Origin of the sequence: Saccharicrinis sp. GN24d3 (genome assembly GCF_052400645.1) — a bacterium.
Classification (GTDB): domain Bacteria; phylum Bacteroidota; class Bacteroidia; order Bacteroidales; family Marinilabiliaceae; genus Saccharicrinis.
On record NZ_JBQTGI010000002.1, the window covers coordinates 418,903 to 438,982 of the forward strand.

The following is a 20,080-nucleotide window of genomic DNA, read 5'->3' on the forward strand; positions in this document are numbered from 1 at the left end:
GTTTTACTTCCCGTTTTTCTGATAATACTTGCAGTAATCTTGCAACCCGCATTTGGCACACTTGGGAGACCTTGCGATGCAAACATAACGACCATGTAGTATTAACCAGTGATGGGCAATAGGGAGTAAATCTTCGGGAAAATGTTTTACCAACTGCTTCTCGGTTTCAAGCGGGGTTTTTGAGTTGGTAGTAAGCCCTATGCGTTCCGAAACCCGGAATACATGCGTATCTACAGCCATGGCAGGTTTTTCATACACCACACTGGCAATTACATTAGCTGTTTTTCTTCCGACACCGGGCAGTTTTTGCAATTCCTTAATATCATCAGGTACTTGGTTATTAAAATCGGCAATCAGCATTTTGGCCATACCTACCAAATGTTTGCTTTTATTGTTGGGGTAGGTACATGAACGAATATAGTCGAATACCTCAGCCGGCTCGGCTTCTGCCAATTCTTTGGCCGAAGGATAACGTTGGAACAGGTCGGGCGTAATTAAGTTTACCCTTTTGTCGGTGCATTGGGCCGAAAGGATAACTGCTACCAAAAGTTCGTAAGGATTTGAATAATCCAACTCGGTTTCCGCAACAGGCATATTGGCCTGAAACCATTCAATTATTTTTTCAAATCGTTCCTTTTTAGTCATATTTCAGTACGATATAAAGTTGGATCTACTAATTACGTTTACGCTATGAATGAGATCCTTTGCTAACTGATATCCGATTGTAACCACTAACCGTTAAGCAATCCTTTCTCCTTCAATATCTTTTCCGATTCTTCCATTTCATCATAAAAGGCTTCGCCATATTTTCTGATGATTGGTTCTTTCAAGAATCTGTACACAGGAACCCCCTCTTTTTCTCCAAGTGCACGGGCATCATCACAAATTGGCCAAACATCGTAATTCATGGCCTCGCCCTGGCTTAATTTCCTAGTTCGAATGGGATACAGGTGACAGGAAACAGGTTTTCGGAAGTCTACCAAACCTTGTTTCCAGGCCATTTCGATGGCACAATGAACACCCCCTTTGTTATCGAAGTAGGTATAAACGCATTCTTTGCCATGAATAATAGGCGTAACCAACTCATCCTCAAAATCTATAACCGAAGCACCTTCTTCTTCTATAGTTTTGATAGCTTCAGGTGATAACAGGTGTTTAATTTTGGGATAAATATTGTCGATGATTTTCGCTTCATCCTCCTCCAACGGCGCACCGGAATCACCTTCCACACAACAAATACCATGGCACTTGGCAATGTTACAAATAAATTTGTTGGTGAACAGTTCCAGGCTAATTATTTTATCATCAATTTGAATCATCTCACAATTAAAATAGTTGAAAATAGAAAAAAGCAGTAACCCAAAGAATTACTGCTTTATAATTATATCGAGAAATCCTACTTCAGGTGAATTAAGCATTCACCGGTCATATCGGCGGGCTGCTCAACACCCATCAGTTTAAGCAACGATGGAGCTACATCGGCCAATACACCATCTTTAACAGTTCCTTCTCTGTCTGATACCCAAACAAATGGCACTGGATTTAACGAGTGAGCGGTATTTGGTGAGCCGTCGGCATTTACGGCATTGTCGGCGTTACCATGGTCGGCAATTATGATGGCTTCGTAACCGTTAGCTTTAGCGGCTTCAATTACACCTTCCACACATTCGTCAACAGCCTTAATCGCTTTTTCAATGGCTTCGTAAACTCCCGTATGACCTACCATATCTCCGTTGGCAAAATTTAGAGTGATGAAGTCGTATTTGTTTGCGTTCAACTCGGCAACGACTTTATCTTTTACTTCATAGGCACTCATTTCCGGTTGCAGGTCGTAGGTGGCCACTTTGGGTGAGTTCACCAAAATGCGGTCTTCGCCTTCGAATACTTCTTCGCGTCCTCCCGAGAAAAAGAAGGTTACGTGGGCATATTTTTCAGTTTCGGCAATTCTTAACTGCTTAAGTCCTGCTTTTGCAACAACCTCGCCAATGGTATTTTCCACATTTGCTTTGTCAAAAAGAATATGCATTCCTTTAAAAGTAGCATCATAAGGAGTCATGGTGCAATAATGAAGCGGAATCGTTTTCATTCCTAGTTCCGGCATATCTTGTTGCGTTAAAACCATAGTTAGCTCTTTTGCACGGTCGTTTCGGAAGTTAAAGAATACTATTACATCACCTTCCTCAATTTTGCCAACCGGGTTTCCATCGGCATCAACCTTTACAATTGGCTTGATAAACTCATCGGTAACATTGGCATCGTACGAGGCCTGGATAGCTTCCAGCACATCAGTGGCCGTTGTTTCTCCAACACCGGCAACCATGGCATCGTATGCCACTTTAATACGCTCCCATCGCTTATCGCGGTCCATCGCATAATAACGGCCTGTAACTGTTGCCACCTGACCAACCGTTTGATCCATGTGCGCCAACAAATTACCCATAAATCCCTTTCCACTCTTAGGGTCTGTATCCCGACCGTCCATAAAGGCATGAACAAACACATCGCTTAAACCATACTCCTGGGCAACACTTATTAATTTATGGATATGTGCCTGGCTACTATGAACACCTCCTTGAGACATCAGACCAAGCAAATGTACTTTTTTACCATTCTCCCTGGCATAGTTGTATGCTTTCTCCAGCTCCGGGTTCTTGGCAATAGAACCATCGGCACAAGCGCGGTTAATTTTTACCAAATCCTGATAAACTACCCTTCCGGCACCAATGTTTAGGTGACCTACTTCCGAGTTACCCATTTGTCCGTCTGGCAAACCAACAAATTCCCCGGAAGCGTTTAGCTTCGAATTTGGGTATTTTTCAATCAAACTGTCCCAGTACGGAGTTTCAACAGTTGAAATTACATCGGACTTTGATTTGTCTCCAAATCCCCATCCATCCAGAATAACAAGAATTGTTTTCTTATCCATGGTTTATATATTTTGTATTTGTTATTAGCTATTTTGAAAAAATCTAAATTAGTGCGCAAAATTATCTAATTAATAACTAAAAACAAAGTTTACACTCTTATACTTAGCTTAAACTTAACCTGGCAACAAACGTTAAAAACTGGAAAAAGAAATGTTTATTAATTATATTGTCGCCCATACGCACAGTTTAGTTATATATGCGAGTAAGATGAAATTATCATAATTTATTAAGGTTGGAAAGCGTAAACATTACGTGCAAGAACTATACGTTTGCAAATCTTTAAACCAGCTAACTAATTATATTCATGGAAGAAAGCAACAATCATACACAATCAGAAATATCCAATTTAAAGGAAGCACTCAGTGATATTGAAGAAAAGTACAAGGTGCTTTCCGAAACAGTGTTCGAGGGCGTGTTTATTACAGAAAAAGGGTATTGCATTGAAGCCAATCAAGTTGGGTGCGACATGATAGGGTATTCTCAAGAGGAGGTGTTGGGTATGTTTGCAGCGGACCTAGCAGTGCCGGAACATCGCGAGTTGGCGCTGGAGAGGATCGCAAACCCACTGGATACACCTTTTGAGATAGATGTCGTGAGAAAGGACAACACCCTGTTTCATGCCCAGATTCAATCAAAAAAACATACTTTTAAAGGAAGGGATGCAAGAATTGTTGTAGTCTGGGATATATCGGACTACAAAAAATCTGTAAAGGAGCTGGTAGAAAGCGAAAACAAGTATTGCGCTGTTGTGGAGAATGCCGGAGACGGCATAATTATAGGAGATGCGGATGGAAACATGCTTGAAATAAATAGCGGCTTTGAAGCGATAACCGGTTTTTCAAAGAACGAGCTGTTGAACAAACACATATCAAGTATTTTCGCCCCGGAATCACTTGAAGAGAAACCACTGCGGTTCGATTTGTTGGATGTGGGCCAATCCATAATTTTTGAAAGAAACATTCTGGGTAAGAACGGCGAGCGGATTCCCATCGAAATGAACTCAAAAAAACCTTCGGGGAAAAATTACCTGGCTATCATCAGAGATTTAAGGGAGCGAAAAAAAGCACGGGAAGATCTTGAAAGAAAAAATGAGGAGTTAAGGATTGCGAAAAATAAAGCAGAGGAGAGTGACATGTTAAAATCCTCCTTCCTGGCCAATATGAGCCATGAGATACGCACGCCAATGAACGGAATAATAGGCTTTGCCGAATTGCTAAAAATGTTGGAATTAACCCCGGAACAAAGAGAGGATTATCTCAATGTAATTCTCTCGAGTGGACAACAATTGTTGAATATCATTAACGATGTCCTTGAATTCTCCAAAATAGAAACAGGACAGATAGTGGTGGAGTCTGTTGTGTTCGATATTAGTTCCATGCTCAAAGAAATTATTTCGTTCTTTAAGCCGGTAGCCGAAAGGGGTAATAACACCTTGACGTTAAACACTACCAAATGTAATATGGCTATATTGAGTGGTGACCCTTCTAAAATACAACAAATACTCACCAACCTGATCAACAACAGCCTTAAGTTTACCGAGTCGGGAAATGTAGAGGTGGGTATTATAACCGATTCCGCAGAAATTATTTTTTACGTTAAAGATACGGGGATAGGAATACCAAAACAATATATGAACACGATATTTGATAGGTTTACGCAGGCACAACACGATGGAATCAACAAGCAGAAAGGTACCGGACTTGGCCTTTCTATTTGTAAAAAATTGGTTCATCTGATGAATGGAACCATTTGGGCAGAATCGGAAGTGGGTGAAGGTTCAACCTTTTATTTTGCCATTCCTTTTACAGGCATATAAAGTGTGTTCGTTTTAATGATTTTTACAAAATGGAAAAGAACGCTGCCAATAAGTGGAAAATTTCCAACACTGCAATAATTGATCTTTAAAAATGACTAACAGAAACAGTCATTTTAGGAGTAATTGCAAATTGTATCAACGATGAAATATCCAATTGGGTTATTCAAACATTTTTTAACAATTATACATTTGTGTGTCCCAATCTCTTAGCTTATTTTTGCGGGCTAAAATTTAAATCTACTTAAAATGAAAATCGGAAACCCCGCGGTAGTAGGCTTGGCCGGATTTGGCTTAACTACCTTGTTATTGCAATTTCATAATCTTGGTTGGATGGGGCTAGGCCCAGTGTTGTCCATGGGAATAATTTTTGGAGGATTGGCGCAGATGATTGCCGGTTTTCAGGAACAAAAAATGGGCAACAACTTTGGATATAGCGCTTTTGTTGGTTATGGTTCTTTCTGGATCGGACTAGGTATTATCTGGTTTTTGAACCACTTTAGCGTTTATAAAGCATCGCATACCGATGTAGGGTTCTTTTTGGTTGCGTGGACTTTGTATACCGCCATATTGTTTGTGGCCTCGTTACGGGTGCACACTGCTATGACGTTTACTTTTGCTACCTTACTTATTGGCTTTGTATTGTTGGATCTTGCACATTTTGGATTCCCTCAGTTAACCAAATTTGCTGCCTGGGATTTGATAATATGTGCCGGCGGAGCATGGTATATGATGGCCGCTATTATTATAAACGACTTAGCTGGCAAAACCGTTATTTCTGTTGGGAAAAGATTGATTCAGTAACTTAGTATAAAATATTAAATATGCGAAAGCTGTTCGATTCTTCGGGCAGCTTTTTTTGTGGAAAAGGATCAATAAAACAGCTCGGCGGTAATGGGGTTCCGTAAACCAATGGCATCAACAAATACCGCCTTAACCGAACCTACCAACACTTTGGCCTCCACTACAATTGGTATCCTTGCAGCATCGTCGGTTACCCAAACCGTCATAGCTTCGCCCGATTTAAAAATTGTTCCCGGAACTAACATTGGGGAGAATTTCAAACACTTAAATTTTCTGCCATCCCGGTTCGTGATAATCTCCTTGCCTTGATAACGAATGAACAAATCGAAAATTTTATTATCCACAATCATCCGGATAGGAATTTTTTCGTCCACCTGATATTTGGCGTAATCAAGGTTTCGGGCTTTGTATACCATCGACAGCAAATCGGCGGTACAATCTTCTAATACCACTACACTATCCCTGAATACCGTTTCCTTGTTTTTTTTGACTTTGGTTTTAATAACCCGGTTATCGTAATCGAACCAATATTGGTGGTGACCTACGGTGCTCCCCTCTTTTGTTACGCGATTAAAATAAATTGGGTCAAAACGCTCTTTGTCAACATATACCTCAAAAGTATCTCGAACCTTCATAAACTTGTCGTAACCACTGTACGTCCTCCCGTATGCCGACAAAAACCAGGTATCCTCACCACCAAACGCTTTGTCTTCAACAGAAAAATGCACAATTCCGGCATTCAGCCAAATAAAATGCCAGTTGTAATAAGCGTGATAGGTAACCACCTCTCCACTCTTGAAAGTATAATTTTCAACATTGCATTGGGCATGGATCCGAATCGAAAAAACACAAAACATCACCAGTGCAGCAATGGTAACCCTCTGCCGCATACATTTTAACCCACATGTTACAATCATAAACTATGTATTTACCTTGCCTATTTTATTCTCTATGGATTGAATCTTGGATTTCATTCTCCCCACATCTCCCCTACGGACATCCATAGTAATGTTAGCGTAAACGCGATCGTGGTCTTTTTCCAAAAGCGCATATGCTTTGTTGATAATCTCCAACGCCTCCGGCATGGTTTCGGTTTCAATAGAGGTTCCCATAGGGCCAAGCACATAAGGAACGCCACTATTTTTTATTAATTCAATAATCCCACTTACTGGTTTGCTTATACTGATACCAGCATCAGTGGGGAACATGGCAAAATTTACAAGTACTGACATAATAATATTAGTTTAATGGTTTTTCAGTCATTGGTCATTAGCACGTCATTATTCAGGAAAAAATCCATGACTATCGACTTAATAACGGCAGTCCCGCCTCTAATTAAATTGTTTATTTGTGGCGGCACATCGCGTTGTTCCAACTGTTGATGGAAGACTATTCATCCCTCGTCTTGGGTTTCCTGTTTTTCTCCACAAAATCGTAAATATCAAAATCCTTCACATTCCATTCAACTGCATGTTCCCAGGTAGCTCTTAAAGTAATTTTATCGGGATAATAATATACCTGCTCGGGTTGCAATTTTTCGGAATATTTACCGGTATCCCATACTCCATTTCTGTTTTTATCCAACACTAATTTCAACGTGTAAGTACCTGGATTAAGATATTGAAACCCTAACTTTCCCGATTTAGGAACATACTTCTGATGTATCACGTTTTCGGAATTATCCTGTAACTGAACCAACCAATTATCGCCTGTTTGCTGCATCTTAATCAGCAAGGTACCATAAGAGTCCAGCTCTTTTACGGAAAACATTTTACCTATTGAATCACATTTCAGCCCATATATATCTTCAATGGCAGCAGAATCAATCGTTAGCAAATATTGAGCTCCCGGCGTCCATTTGGTAATGGTTCTAACCGAATACCGTCGTTTAAACAAAGAATCCTGCATAACCTCAAATTCTCTTTTTTCCCAGAGGGTATCCACTTTTTCCATGAGATGAATAGCGTTTACATTAAATTGCTTAACGGGTGTTGGCATTATAAAATTAAAGCTATTGTAAACATCAACCGACGATGATGATTTACCTATCTTTAAGGTATTCACAACCTCTTCTGTTTTCTTGTTCCGTCTTCTGGCTTCCCTCTTTTTAGGCATGGTAAAATAATACATTTTAACCGTATCATTCACAAGTGTCGGTTTGTTTAAACTATCCAGCCCCAAATAAGAATAAGCCATCGTAAGCGTATCTTTTTTATAAACCGTACTATCCGCTATCCAAACAAACATGCTATCTTTCTTCATGGACGGTTCAAACACTGCCCAGTCCTTTTTCACCGATTCATCTAATACCGGTTGCAATTTAAAATCCTCCAACGGAAGATTGAAAAAGAAAGCCAGGGTATTGGAATCTTTTCGTTCTTCACCCAATGAGTACTGCTCGGTACTTTCTTCTTTAAACAAGAAAAGCTTCAAATCGTTGGGAGTATACACTAATTCTTCTTTAAACACGACTGAATCCGGAGCTATAGTATCGGGCATTTGCACGTACGCCATGGATGGCGAGATAATGGTATCGTACCAGGCAATGTATTCTCCCGGTTGATCGAACATGTAGTTACTATTGCCGTCTTCAATGGCATAAATCCTATATTTTCCGGGGCTTAGGTTACGAATGGCAAAATGCCCTTCATCATCTGTTTTCCCCAGACGTACCGGTACATCATGTGTAAAGGCCGTGTCGTTCAGATTTTTATGAGCCATCACCAAAGCACCTTCCACGGGAGACAGATCGTTCGCTTCCCATAAGTTACCCATAATAGCGAACGAATCCACCACTTCGCCGGTAGAAAAAGAAAACACAAACGACTCTATAGGATTTCCTTCGTTATTATCCTGAACAGCATCGGCAAAATCCAGCGTATACGTGGTATTGTCCTGAAGTACCTCCTCCTCGTCAAATTTTATGTTTAGCCTTTGGGCACGAGCATCAATCTTCGGTCTCTTTTTCAAGGGAGGTGACACCACAAATTTCTGATAAACATCGTCTAGCTTAATAATCTCATCGAATTCAATGGTTACCTGGTCTTTTTTGTAGTTTAAAGCATTGGGTTTCGGCGTGGATTTTTTGATCTTTGGAGGAGTTTCGTCCTTTGGGCCACCTGTAGGATAACCAGGGTTAGCACAGGAGTAAAACAGTATTATTACCGCAATCAACCCAAAAATATAATTTCGCATTATTTAAAATATCTTAGTTCAATATAAGTGGCAAATTTAATTCAATTATACATTCATCCTCTAAAATGATGAAAATAATATGATCCTGAAAATGTCTAACAACACTTTTGCACTTTTTGTCCGACCTTAATTGATATCAGACAGTGACCGAAGCATAATCAGCTGACGATTGAAAATGAAACAGATACGTTGATAAAATAAATAAAAATTTCTTTCATTTTAAATGTCCGGATCAATCCCGACAAAGCTTTGTTGCTCAAAGCTTTGTCACGCTATGGGCAAATTTGTCATTCTATGACAACAAATTTGGGATGATATAATTGCCCCCCGGTTATAAGTAATGCAGTAAAAATTTTAAATTTGCCGTTATTAAAATAATAGTACACACATAACAATGGACAATACAGAAAACAATACACCACATAAATCGCACCAAACTACCATAATTGTGGGGGTCATATCCCTGGTTCTGATTATCATATTAGGATTTCTTTATTTTAAAAACCGAAGCGAAATGAAGGTTTTGGTGGACGAGATGATAGAGGAAAAGGAAATGTTAACCTATGAGTTTGAGAACCTGGCGCTAGATTACGACTCCTTACAAACCAACAGCGACACGCTAAATATCATGCTGGAAAAGGAACGTGAAAAGATTTCGCAGTTAATCGAAGAGATCCAGACCATAAAAGCTACCAACTCGTCTAAAATACGGGAATACAAAAAAGAACTCACCTCACTGCGAAAAGTACTTAAAAATTATGTGGTTCAGATAGATTCGCTCAACCAGAGTAACAAGGCCTTACAGGAAGAGAATCTGGAATACCGGAAAAAAGTATCCAACATGCAGACCACCTACAGCAAATTGGAGGAGGTAAAAGAAACTTTGGAAAAGAAAGTAGAAGTAGCATCCAAACTGGAAACCTTTAATATGGAGGCGGACGGGCTCAATTCCAAAGACCGGACGACCACCAGGTCATCCAGGGTTTCCAAAATAAGGATCTGTTTTTCTATTCAAAAAAATATTACGGCTGAGGTGGGTGAGAAAACCATTTATTTGAGAGTGTTAAGACCCGATGGCGCGCTGTTATATCATAGCAAAGATGATTTGTTCCAACACCAAAACAAAGAAATCAATTACTCATCGATGCGCACCATTGAGTACGGAGGCGAAGATGTGGATGTTTGCCTGTACTATCAAGTGGATGCCGGAGAGCTTACGAAAGGTGAATATATTGCCGATATTTTCGCAGATGGCCATAACATTGGAACCATGACGTTTAATTTAAGGTAGAATGAAGGATTTTTACTGTCGAATACATTTTCGTGTACTCTTAGTAGGGATTTTATTAATGTCCTATGGGTTAATAGTAACTGGACAAGAAAAAAACTTGCCCCAATTTCCCACATGGATGGTAGAAAAAAGAATGGAGGTTCTTAACTATCAAACCCCTATCCAACTGGATTACAACGAGCACATTCAGGCTTATATTGACGTGTATACCGTAAAACGAAGGGAACACCTGGCCAACATCATCAGCCGCTCCAAACTATACTTTCCCCTGTTTGAAGAATATCTCGACAAATATAACCTACCACTCGAACTTAAATATCTGGCAGTCATAGAATCCGCCCTCGACCCAAGGGCCAAATCAAAATCAGGCGCTAAAGGCCTTTGGCAGTTTCTTTATCATTCCGGTAATATGTTTGGACTGAAGGTGACCACCTATATTGACGAACGCAGTGATCCCGTTTTGGCAACGGAAGCAGCTTGCCAATATTTAGAATACCTGTACCGGATTTTTGACGATTGGCAGTTGGCGTTGGCTGCCTATAACGGAGGTGCCGGCGTAGTGAAAAAGGCCATTGAACGATCGGGCGGCAAGACCAACTATTGGGAGCTACGCCCTTATCTCCCCTCCCAGGTAAAAGGATATGTACCTGCTTTTATTGCAGCAAATTATGCCATTGAATACCATTCTAATTATGATATTGAGGTAGCACCTGTCAAATTTAACTTCAATCAACTGGATACCGTCCTCGTACAACAAACCATTACGCTCAACAAAATATCGGAAGTGATAGGAATAAGCATGGATGACCTTACCTTTTTAAATCCGGCTTTTACGAAACAGACCATACCTGTTAACAAAAAACCGGTATGCTTATTCCTTCCGAGGGAATACGTAAATATCTTTGTTAAAAAGGAGCCCTTGCTTTACCAAGGTGAAGAGCGAGTGCAAATAAACAGTAACAAACCGTCAAACTTTAAAACCATTCATACGGTTAGTAAAGGTGAATATTTCCATAAAATAGCCATTCAGCATGAATGCACCATTGAGGATATCATGAGATGGAACAACATAAAAGACAAAGATCTGCACCCGGGGCAAAAACTAACCGTATGGAAAAAAAAAGAGGCTCAAAATTTCTTTTTTATAAAGGACGAACTTGATCATTTGACAGAAGTAAATTAGTGTTACAAGAAGTTTATAGTAAAAAACAGATATTAAATTTAAAAATATGAAACAATTAGTTTATTTGTTATTTATTTTATCCATAATAACCACCAGTTGCAAAACAAAACCCAATTCGCATAAACCAAACCCTTCGGGCAACGCAGGTGTCATGATTATAGTCATGAACGATGTGGTAAAGAAGACCGAAGCCGGGAAAAAATTATGGGACATGATGGTGCAGCCTATGATTGGTTTGCCGCAAGAGGAACCCATGTTTGATGTTTCGGTTATCCCGCACAGGTCGTTATCCGACTTTATGAAAACCTACCGGAATATTGTAGTAGTGGAAGTGGGTGAAAATGTTAAAAAAGAAGGTATTTATTTCCATACGGGCACTTGGGCCAAACAACAGGCCCTGGTACGTATTTATGCCAAGGACGATGCCTCCATGCAAAAATTAGTGGAGGAAAACGAATTAAAGCTGGTAGGTTTTTTCGCTAAAGCCGAACGGGAGCGCTTAACTAAATATTTCAAAACTACTTTTAACAAAGAGCTGAAAAATAAAGTAAAGGAAAAATTTGGGATATCCATTGAAGTCCCTCTCGACTTTAGCCTAAGAAAAGAAGTGGACGGTTTTTTATGGATGTCGCAAGAAACCAGCATTTCTAGTTTAGGATTGTTGATATATGAAATTGATTACGTTGGCGAAGGAAGCTTCTCAAAAGAGTATCTGTTAAACAAGCGGGACGAAACAATGATGAAAAATGTTCCCGGCCCGTCGGCGGGTTCCTACATGACAACGGAACATCAATTCCCTATTAACTATCAAGTAATTAAAACACCTGCCGACTCAAACACCGTAGTGCTTCGCGGTTTATGGAAAGTACAAGGCGATATGATGGGTGGCCCATTCATTACCATGGTGCATCACAACACCAAACGCAATAAGCTGATCATTACGGAAGGTTATTCTTACAATCCTCAAAAACCCAAAAAAAGAAATATGGTTCGTCAGTTAGAAGCCATTTTATACTCGTATGCACCAGTTAAAAAGGAACAACCATGAACTTCCCTGCAACATCGCGAGCCGATTTACAACAGGCTTCCCGTAAAAATGAGCTTATTGTTGAAACCGGAAGGCAGATTCAAAAAGATTTTGGCGAGTTCGGACTGGAAATACATTTCTCGGGAAAAGCAGAAATTTTTTATGAAGAATTGTTCGAACAGATGAAAGTTCATGTGGCATCATTAATTTCGGACAGTCAGGATCGCTTCATGCATTTCCTGTATCGTATCGATATTAGCGAAAAACAAATAATGCTGTACGAACAAGAAATGCAGGACAGTGATTATAGCGAGGTTTTAACCGAGTTAATCATTCACCGCGAACTAAAAAAAGTGATAACCCGCGATTATTTCAGGCAACAAAACAGTAACCGCGACCGGTTGGAATTAGATTAGGAGAACAATCCAGTTATAAATACGTTCTTCCATACTGAATACTGAACTACATTAAACAAAGCATATGCATCCTATAATAAAAAACGCTATTGACATCAACCACGAAAAACACTTAGTTTTTTTGGTGAATGATTTATCCACATTAAGCGATTTTAAATTCTCCGAAGAAGAGATTGAATATATCCAGAGCAAAACCGCTAAGGAAAAAACCCTGGTTCATATAAACCGACTGTCGCAACAGGTTTTTATCCGTTTCACCAACCAACAAGGAAACGAAGAAAACGAGAAAATACGAAAGGACGGTAACGCTATCTTCAAGAAACTCAAAGCTGAAGAAGTTTCGGAATTTTCATTGATAGACCTTATCGGCAACAAAAACCAAGCCCTGGCATTGGCGGAAGGAATTGCCTTGAGCGCCTATAGTTTTGTGAGGTACAAAACGGAAAAGAAAGACGAGGAATTTGAACTGAAAGAAATTAACATTGCGAGTACTGCAGTTACCGGATGCGAAATCAACGAATTAAACAATATCATTGAATCCGTATTTCTAACGCGCGATTTGGTAAACCAACCGGTCGACAAACTCAATGCTACACAATTAGCCGATTTTATCCTCAATCAGTCGGGGAAAGATGGTTTTAACGCTGAAGTTTTCAACATAGCCAAGATAGAAGCGCTTAAATTTGGTGGGCTATTGGCGGTTAACAAAGGAAGCATTGACCCTCCTACTTTTTCAGTAATGGAGTGGAAACCGGAGGATGCAGTCAATGAGAAACCATATGTACTGGTGGGTAAGGGAGTTGTTTTTGATACTGGCGGCATTAACCTAAAAACCCCACCTGGAAGTTTAGATACGATGAAATGCGATATGGGCGGGGCAGCCTCTGTAATAGGAACGATGATGGCCATTTCCAAAAACAAGCTTCCGGTTCATGTGATTGGATTGGTTCCTGCCACCGATAATCGGCCCGGCAAAAATGCCTACGTTCCCGGTGACATCCTAACCATGCACAACGGATTAACGGTTGAAGTATTAAATACTGATGCTGAAGGAAGGCTGATTTTGGCCGATGCCCTGAGCTATGCCAACAAATACGAACCGGAACTGGTAATTGACCTGGCCACCTTGACAGGCTCTGCGGTAATGGCTATTGGTGAGTATGGTACCGTTGCTATGGGAACTGCGGATGAGAAGACATTTAACGAATTGGAAAAAACTGGATTTGAAACGCACGAGAGAATCGTTAAATTTCCGTTCTGGAGCGATTATGATGAGTTAATAAAATCGGATATTGCAGACATTAAAAACCTTGGGGGAAGAGAAGCTGGCTCCATCACGGCGGGTAAATTCCTGTCGAAATTTGTGGATTATCCTTGGGTACATTTAGATATTGCAGGTCCGGCATTTCATTTATCAGAGAGCAGCTATCGCGGAAAAGGAGCTTCCGGAGTTGGTGTTCGTTTGTTATATCAGTTTTTCAAAGCAAAAACAAAAAAATAGCCTTTTAACCGGATAGTTCCGCAAAAATGGCGATATTTAAGCCCCACCAGATATTTATGGAGGAAGACAATACGTGAAAAGGATTAATTACTGGCTGTAAAAAAAGAATTCATGAGGACAGATAAAATAAGATTGGGAATAACCCACGGCGATATAAACGGAATTGGTTACGAGATTATATTCAAGGCGTTGAGCGATATCAGAATGTTTGATATGTGCACACCAATTGTTTACGGTTCGTCGAAGGTAGCTGCTTATCACCGCAAAACTTTAAACATTTCAAACTTTAGCCTTAACAACATAAAAACAGCGGATGAGGCACATCCCAAACGTGCCAACATCATCAACTGCGTAGACGACAGTGTAAGGGTTGAACTGGGCAAAGCAACTAAAATGGGTGGTGAAGCGGCATACGCCGCACTAAGTAAAGCTGTTTCCGACCTTAAAGAAAAGAAAATTGACGTGCTGGTTACAGCGCCCATTCACAAAAAAAATATTCAGTCGGATGACTTTAAGTTTCCGGGACATACGGAATACCTGGAAGCTGAATTTGGTACCAGTGGTTCTTTGATGTTGTTAATCAGCGATGTATTAAAAGTAGGCGTGGTTACAGGTCACATCCCCTTAAACGATGTATCAAAAAACATCACAAAGGAAAAAATTGTCAGCAAGCTAAAAATCCTAAATAAATCGTTAAGGGAAGATTTTACCATCAGAAAACCCAGGATCGCAGTTTTGGGTCTTAACCCGCATGCGGGAGACGAAGGATTAATCGGTAAGGAGGAACAAGACGTGATTATTCTTGCCATTGAAGAAGCCAAAAACAAAGGCATCATGGCGCTTGGCCCCTACCCGGCCGATGGATTGTTCGGGTCAAATAACCTTTCAAAGTTCGATGCCATATTGGCGATGTACCACGACCAAGGATTAATACCATTTAAAACTATCTCATTCTCATCTGGAGTCAATTTCACGGCTGGCCTTCCTGTTGTCAGAACTTCGCCCGACCATGGAACAGCATTTGAAATTGCCGGGCAAGGCAAGGCGGATGAGGAATCGTTTAGGCAGGCGGTTTATTCGGCTATCGATATTTACAGGAATAGAAAATCCCATAAAGAATTATCGAAAAACCCGCTCCGATCCTACGACATCAGTAAAATGGACGATAAGTTGGATGACAGGGTTCCCAGCGAAGAAGAAGGACAACGTTAAGGTACGTCATCCACTGTTGGCCATCTGCATCACAACTGCCAGTTTATTTACAAACCGCTTGCGAAAAACCCAAAAGTAGTTTGTTGGATAATTTCAAAACAAAATTTGCATTTGAACGTATTATTTTAAGCCGATAAAACAAGAACTATTTATTATCCGAGATCGGCTGTTAGAAAATACAGTATTTTCTAACGCCAGCAGGCTTTTGCCGTCCCGATAGAAAATCTTACTAATCAGTTTTCCGAAACGATTAGATTTTTCTTATTGGAATTTCTCAATGGGTATTTACAAATGATAATTTTGGGATTATCTTAAATTTTTTCAATAAATTAGTGCTAACAACGAACAAGGAGGGGATAAACCATGAAACGCAAAAAAACATCGGGGTACATCAAGATATTATCAATATCTACAAGCATCATAGCGCTTTATATCGTAACACAATTATTTACTTTTTCATCATCGCCCACGCCCACGGTTGAAAAAGCGCTTACATTTAAGGACAATTATTCTATTTTTAGCTTGAAGATTCCCGACAGTATCAATTTTGCGAACGAAAGAGTTCCGATTGAACAACATTGGGTACGGGAAAGCCTCGACCGGGAATTATTGGTGAATACGTATTGGCAGTCGCAAACAGTTTTATTCATTAAACGATGTAATCGCTATTTCCCGGTTATCGAGCCTATCTTGAAAGAACACGGTGTTCCCGATGATTTTAAGTATTTGGCGGTTATTGAAAGTGGATTGATGCCCCGTTCTATTTCTCCGGCAGGAGCTGCAGGGATTTGGCAATTCATGAAAAGCACAGGTAGCGAATATGGTTTAGAGGTGAACAGTGAAGTAGACGAGCGCTATCATCTTGAAAAAGCAACAGTTGCCGCATGTAAGTATTTTAAAAAGTCCTATGCCAAATATCAGAACTGGACGTTGGTTGCCGCATCATACAATGCAGGCAAAGCCGGTATTAGCAAGCAATTAAACCGCCAGCAAGCTTCCGATTACTACAACTTATTGTTAGGCGAGGAAACAGGCAGATATGTTTATCGTATCATCGCCCTGAAGGAAATCCTTTCCGATCCCGACAAATACGGATTTCATGTTGACAAAGAGGATATGTATCCGTACCTAAAAACAGAAAAGGTCAGTGTGGACAGCACGATACACAACATAGCAACTTTTGCCAAAAAATTTGACATCTCCTACAAACAGTTAAAGGATTTAAATCCCTGGTTGAGGGATAATGAACTGACAAATAGTCGAAAGAGAAGTTATGAAATTCAATTGCCGGTAAATGCACTAAAAGCAGAAAAGCCAATAGAAAATCCCATTACACCTGAATCAATCCCTGCCCATAGTATCAACGGAAACCAGATTCAACTAAAAACACAAGGACTGCGGGTGAAGTAACTTCAGCAAAAAAATCACAATGATAAATCAAAAGCGTTGCATTTAATGTCAGCGCTTTTTTTATTTAAACAAACCTCACATTAAAAACGCTATATCAAAGAACAAAAGTGATTTGTTCTTATATTTGCCTGTTAAAATTTTTTTTGCGAGATATGGGTACAAAAAAAGATATAATTGAACACTCCGATGCAGATATAGTGGAGAACGGAACGATTTCCGTAATGGGAGCCAGAGTGCACAATTTACAGGACATTGATGTAGAATTCCCCCGAAACAAGCTGGTAGTCATTACCGGATTAAGCGGAAGCGGAAAATCTTCACTGGCTTTTGATACCATTTATGCGGAAGGCCAACGCAGATATATCGAGACCTTTTCGGCTTACGCCCGACAATTCTTGGGGAACATGGAGCGGCCCGATGTTGACAAGATTACCGGATTAAGCCCCGTTATTTCCATTGAGCAAAAAACAACCAATAAAAACCCACGTTCCACCGTCGGAACCATCACCGAGATTTATGATTTCCTAAGACTATTATATGCCCGTGCTGCAGATGCCTACTCGTACAACACGGGTGAGAAGATGGTAAAGTACACGACGGAAAAAATACTTTCCTTGATTAAGGATAACTTTGATGGCAAAAAGGTAATGGTTCTTGCCCCTCTAGTTAAAAACAGAAAGGGGCATTACAAAGAACTATTTGAGCAAATCAGAAAAAAAGGTTTTTTGCATGCCCGTGTGGATGGCGAAATAGTAGAGCTGGAGCATGGCTATAAACTAGACAGGTACAAAAACCACAGCATCGAAATGGTCATCGACCGCATTAAAGTTTCTGATAAGGAAGAAAAAAGACTCTCCGACTCACTCGATCTGGCCATGAAAAATGGTAAAGGCATAATGATGATGCTTGACGTGAAGAGCAATGAGGCCAAGTTTTATTCGCAAAAGTTAATGTGCCCAACAACGGGAATTTCGTACAACGAGCCTGCACCCCACTCCTTCTCGTTTAACTCACCACAAGGTTCCTGTAACAAATGTAAAGGACTCGGCACTATTAACATTGTTGATATTGAAAAGGTCATTCCCGATGATAAGGTTAGTATTCATGGCGGAGGAATAGCTCCTTTGGGGAAATATAAAAACACACTTATCTTTTGGCAGATCGAAGCCCTGGCCGAAAAACATGACTTTACGTTAAAAACCCCTATCAAAGATCTTCCCGAAGAGGCATTGGACACAATTTTAAACGGCTCAAGCGAACCGATCACCTTAAAAAACACACCCCTCGGAACCAGTTCCAATTACTTTATAAGCTTTGACGGGGTTATCAAATACATATTGCAGCAACAGACCAACGACACCAGCAAGAAAGCTAAAAAATGGGCCGGTCAATTTGTTACCAATTCTATTTGTCCCCAATGTAACGGACAAAGATTAAACAAAGAAGCCTTGCATTTTAAGATGAACAATAAGAACATCGCCGAATTGGCCGAGATGGATTTAAGCCTGTTGGCAGTATGGTTTAAAGGTATTGAAACGCATTTAAGTGAAAAACAAAACGCAATTGCGGCAGAAATATTGAAAGAAATCCGAAGCCGTCTTGGCTTTTTGTTAGATGTAGGGTTAGGTTACCTCGCCCTGGACAGAAGCGCCATGACCTTGTCTGGTGGCGAAAGCCAGCGAATAAGGTTGGCAACGCAAATAGGCTCTCAATTGGTCAATGTACTTTATATCTTAGATGAGCCGAGCATCGGGTTACATCAGCGCGACAATCATAAGTTGATTCAGTCGCTGCACCAATTAAGGGATACGGGTAACTCCGTTTTGGTGGTGGAGCACGATAAAGATATGATGATGCAAGCCGACTACCTGATTGATATGGGACCATTTGCGGGGAGACATGGCGGTGAAATTGTTGCTCAGGGTACGCCATTGCAAGTCATTCAACAAAACACGTTGACAGCGGATTATTTGAATAACAAAAAATCCATAGAAATTCCGGAGAAGAGAAGAAAAGGGAACGGTAAAAAATTGGTCCTGCACAATGCCTGCGGCAACAACCTAAAGCATGTTACTGCAACATTTCCCTTGGGTAAGTTTATTTGTGTTACCGGAGTTTCTGGCAGCGGGAAATCCACGTTAATAAACGAAACACTTTATCCGATTTTAAACCAACATGTGTACAATTCGGTAAAGGACCCGTTGCCCTTTGAAAAAATTGTTGGCTTAAAGTCAGTGGACAAAGTGGTAGATGTGGATCAATCTCCGTTAGGAAGAACACCACGATCGAATCCGGCAACCTACACAAAGGTTTTCGATGAAATAAGAAAGTTGTTCACCAACCTTCCTGAATCAAAAATAAGGAACTACAAACCGGGGCGCTTTTCCTTTAACATGACCGGTGGCCGTTGCGAAACCTGCAAAGGAGGAGGTGTTCAGGTGATTGAGATGAACTTTTTGCCCGATGTGATGGTGGAATGTCCCGAGTGCCACGGCAAACGCTACAACCGCGAAACCCTGGAAGTGAGATACAAAGGAAAATCCATCAGCGATGTGCTGGACATGACCATTAACCAGGCGGTAGACTTTTTCGAAAACATTCCACAAATAGCGCACAAACTGAGGGTAATCAAAGAAGTGGGATTGGGATATATTACCTTAGGTCAACCCTCCACTACCTTATCCGGAGGAGAATCGCAACGCGTTAAACTGGCTTCGGAACTGGCAAAAAAAGATACGGGAAAAACGATCTATATTTTAGATGAGCCAACTACAGGATTGCATTTTGAAGATATCAGGGTGTTGCTAGACGTACTAAACAGACTGGTAGATAAAGGGAATACGGTTATCGTTATTGAGCACAACCTGGATGTTATAAAAGTAGCTGATTACATCATCGATATCGGAAAAGAAGGTGGTCGCTTTGGCGGCGAAATTCTTTGCGAAGGCACACCCGAAGAGGTCGTTAACAACCAGGAAAGCTTTACGGCCAAATATCTGGCGCTTGAACTAGCCAGGGATAAAGTTTAGAGGTCTGCTAAATACAAATAATTAAAAGCAAGATATAAAACGTCTCCCCGTCTTTTCCCCACAGACAGCGACATCGAATATAAACAGTTCGTACATTATACTTGCTAATTGCTGAAATCAGTTATTTTATTAACGGACTATTCTATAAATATGAGATGCCACCAACATCAATATCAAAGCTTTCAAACTAATGACCGACCCTTATTCCGACCACACATGTATAAAAGTTTGATGCATCTGTAAGTATTTACTATTTTAACACAATAAAATCT

Annotated in this window: 16 protein-coding genes; 10 read left to right on the forward strand and 6 right to left on the reverse strand. The window is 40.4% G+C overall.

The features are described from left to right. Window positions 1–3 precede the first annotated feature (3 nt). From nth to gpmI, 3 genes are all read right to left on the reverse strand, one after another. Complete coding sequence (gene nth, locus ACT29I_RS04160) at window positions 4–645, reverse strand: endonuclease III (RefSeq protein ID WP_444792736.1); 642 nt, start codon at window positions 643–645, stop codon at window positions 4–6. Window positions 646–731: 86 nt separating this feature from the next. Further along, window positions 732–1,319, reverse strand: a complete 588-nt coding sequence (locus tag ACT29I_RS04165; RefSeq protein ID WP_430931523.1) for a DUF3109 family protein — start codon at window positions 1,317–1,319, stop codon at window positions 732–734. Between the two features lie 77 nt (window positions 1,320–1,396). Beyond that, complete coding sequence (gene gpmI / locus ACT29I_RS04170; RefSeq protein WP_430931524.1) at window positions 1,397–2,926, reverse strand: 2,3-bisphosphoglycerate-independent phosphoglycerate mutase; 1,530 nt, start codon at window positions 2,924–2,926, stop codon at window positions 1,397–1,399. A 305-nt stretch (window positions 2,927–3,231) separates the two neighbouring features. Between gpmI and ACT29I_RS04175 the strand changes: the two genes are divergently transcribed. Next, the gene (locus tag ACT29I_RS04175; RefSeq protein WP_444792737.1) at window positions 3,232–4,743 is read left to right on the forward strand and encodes a PAS domain-containing sensor histidine kinase; all 1,512 of its coding nucleotides are present in this window, start codon (window positions 3,232–3,234) and stop codon (window positions 4,741–4,743) included. A 246-nt stretch (window positions 4,744–4,989) separates the two neighbouring features. After that, on the forward strand, window positions 4,990–5,544 hold the full coding sequence (locus ACT29I_RS04180) for an acetate uptake transporter (protein ID WP_444792738.1): 555 nt from the start codon (window positions 4,990–4,992) through the stop codon (window positions 5,542–5,544). Window positions 5,545–5,612: 68 nt separating this feature from the next. Here ACT29I_RS04180 and ACT29I_RS04185 read toward each other — a convergent pair whose 3' ends face one another. The 3 genes from ACT29I_RS04185 to ACT29I_RS04195 form a co-directional block, all read right to left on the reverse strand. After that, window positions 5,613–6,461 (reverse strand): DUF3108 domain-containing protein, encoded by an 849-nt coding sequence (locus ACT29I_RS04185; RefSeq protein WP_430931527.1) that lies wholly within the window; start codon window positions 6,459–6,461, stop codon window positions 5,613–5,615. Window positions 6,462–6,464: 3 nt separating this feature from the next. Beyond that, window positions 6,465–6,776, reverse strand: coding sequence for a thiamine-binding protein (locus tag ACT29I_RS04190; protein ID WP_430931528.1), 312 nt, complete (start codon window positions 6,774–6,776; stop codon window positions 6,465–6,467). Window positions 6,777–6,933: 157 nt separating this feature from the next. Continuing rightward, entirely contained in the window at window positions 6,934–8,739 is a 1,806-nt protein-coding gene (locus ACT29I_RS04195; RefSeq protein ID WP_444792739.1) for an Ig-like domain-containing protein, read from the reverse strand. Window positions 8,740–9,133: 394 nt separating this feature from the next. Here ACT29I_RS04195 and ACT29I_RS04200 point away from each other — a divergent pair, with 394 nt between their 5' ends. The 8 genes from ACT29I_RS04200 (at window position 9,134) to uvrA (ending at window position 19,808) form a co-directional block, all read left to right on the forward strand. Further along, on the forward strand, window positions 9,134–10,030 hold the full coding sequence (locus ACT29I_RS04200; RefSeq protein WP_430931530.1) for a hypothetical protein: 897 nt from the start codon (window positions 9,134–9,136) through the stop codon (window positions 10,028–10,030). A gap of 118 nt (window positions 10,031–10,148) precedes the next feature. Further along, the gene (locus ACT29I_RS04205) at window positions 10,149–11,213 is read left to right on the forward strand and encodes a lytic transglycosylase domain-containing protein (RefSeq protein WP_430931531.1); all 1,065 of its coding nucleotides are present in this window, start codon (window positions 10,149–10,151) and stop codon (window positions 11,211–11,213) included. 46 nt (window positions 11,214–11,259) lie between these two features. Next, window positions 11,260–12,261 carry a DUF4837 family protein gene (locus ACT29I_RS04210; protein WP_430931532.1) on the forward strand — a complete coding sequence of 334 codons (1,002 nt, stop codon included), beginning with the start codon at window positions 11,260–11,262 and terminating at the stop codon, window positions 12,259–12,261. Next, complete coding sequence (locus ACT29I_RS04215) at window positions 12,258–12,656, forward strand: hypothetical protein (RefSeq protein WP_430931533.1); 399 nt, start codon at window positions 12,258–12,260, stop codon at window positions 12,654–12,656. The genes ACT29I_RS04210 and ACT29I_RS04215 overlap by 4 nt, the downstream gene beginning before the upstream one ends. A gap of 64 nt (window positions 12,657–12,720) precedes the next feature. Continuing rightward, on the forward strand, window positions 12,721–14,157 hold the full coding sequence (locus ACT29I_RS04220) for a leucyl aminopeptidase family protein (RefSeq protein WP_430931534.1): 1,437 nt from the start codon (window positions 12,721–12,723) through the stop codon (window positions 14,155–14,157). A 111-nt stretch (window positions 14,158–14,268) separates the two neighbouring features. Beyond that, window positions 14,269–15,369 (forward strand): 4-hydroxythreonine-4-phosphate dehydrogenase PdxA, encoded by a 1,101-nt coding sequence (gene pdxA, locus ACT29I_RS04225; protein ID WP_430931535.1) that lies wholly within the window; start codon window positions 14,269–14,271, stop codon window positions 15,367–15,369. 363 nt (window positions 15,370–15,732) lie between these two features. Next, the gene (locus tag ACT29I_RS04230; protein ID WP_430931536.1) at window positions 15,733–16,779 is read left to right on the forward strand and encodes a lytic transglycosylase domain-containing protein; all 1,047 of its coding nucleotides are present in this window, start codon (window positions 15,733–15,735) and stop codon (window positions 16,777–16,779) included. 152 nt (window positions 16,780–16,931) lie between these two features. Continuing rightward, on the forward strand, window positions 16,932–19,808 hold the full coding sequence (uvrA, locus tag ACT29I_RS04235) for an excinuclease ABC subunit UvrA (protein ID WP_430931537.1): 2,877 nt from the start codon (window positions 16,932–16,934) through the stop codon (window positions 19,806–19,808). The last annotated feature ends 272 nt before the right edge of the window (window positions 19,809–20,080 follow it).

What these genes read in the sequence shown, in the direction of transcription:
- nth (WP_444792736.1), bottom strand. Translation starts at nt 645, where the DNA reads ATGACTAAAAAGGAACGATTTGAAAAAATAATTGAATGGTTTCAGGCC.
- ACT29I_RS04165 (WP_430931523.1), bottom strand. Translation starts at nt 1,319, where the DNA reads ATGATTCAAATTGATGATAAAATAATTAGCCTGGAACTGTTCACCAAC.
- gpmI (WP_430931524.1), bottom strand. Translation starts at nt 2,926, where the DNA reads ATGGATAAGAAAACAATTCTTGTTATTCTGGATGGATGGGGATTTGGA.
- ACT29I_RS04175 (WP_444792737.1), top strand. Translation starts at nt 3,232, where the DNA reads ATGGAAGAAAGCAACAATCATACACAATCAGAAATATCCAATTTAAAG.
- ACT29I_RS04180 (WP_444792738.1), top strand. Translation starts at nt 4,990, where the DNA reads ATGAAAATCGGAAACCCCGCGGTAGTAGGCTTGGCCGGATTTGGCTTA.
- ACT29I_RS04185 (WP_430931527.1), bottom strand. Translation starts at nt 6,461, where the DNA reads ATGATTGTAACATGTGGGTTAAAATGTATGCGGCAGAGGGTTACCATT.
- ACT29I_RS04190 (WP_430931528.1), bottom strand. Translation starts at nt 6,776, where the DNA reads ATGTCAGTACTTGTAAATTTTGCCATGTTCCCCACTGATGCTGGTATC.
- ACT29I_RS04195 (WP_444792739.1), bottom strand. Translation starts at nt 8,739, where the DNA reads ATGCGAAATTATATTTTTGGGTTGATTGCGGTAATAATACTGTTTTAC.
- ACT29I_RS04200 (WP_430931530.1), top strand. Translation starts at nt 9,134, where the DNA reads ATGGACAATACAGAAAACAATACACCACATAAATCGCACCAAACTACC.
- ACT29I_RS04205 (WP_430931531.1), top strand. Translation starts at nt 10,149, where the DNA reads ATGGTAGAAAAAAGAATGGAGGTTCTTAACTATCAAACCCCTATCCAA.
- ACT29I_RS04210 (WP_430931532.1), top strand. Translation starts at nt 11,260, where the DNA reads ATGAAACAATTAGTTTATTTGTTATTTATTTTATCCATAATAACCACC.
- ACT29I_RS04215 (WP_430931533.1), top strand. Translation starts at nt 12,258, where the DNA reads ATGAACTTCCCTGCAACATCGCGAGCCGATTTACAACAGGCTTCCCGT.
- ACT29I_RS04220 (WP_430931534.1), top strand. Translation starts at nt 12,721, where the DNA reads ATGCATCCTATAATAAAAAACGCTATTGACATCAACCACGAAAAACAC.
- pdxA (WP_430931535.1), top strand. Translation starts at nt 14,269, where the DNA reads ATGAGGACAGATAAAATAAGATTGGGAATAACCCACGGCGATATAAAC.
- ACT29I_RS04230 (WP_430931536.1), top strand. Translation starts at nt 15,733, where the DNA reads ATGAAACGCAAAAAAACATCGGGGTACATCAAGATATTATCAATATCT.
- uvrA (WP_430931537.1), top strand. Translation starts at nt 16,932, where the DNA reads ATGGGTACAAAAAAAGATATAATTGAACACTCCGATGCAGATATAGTG.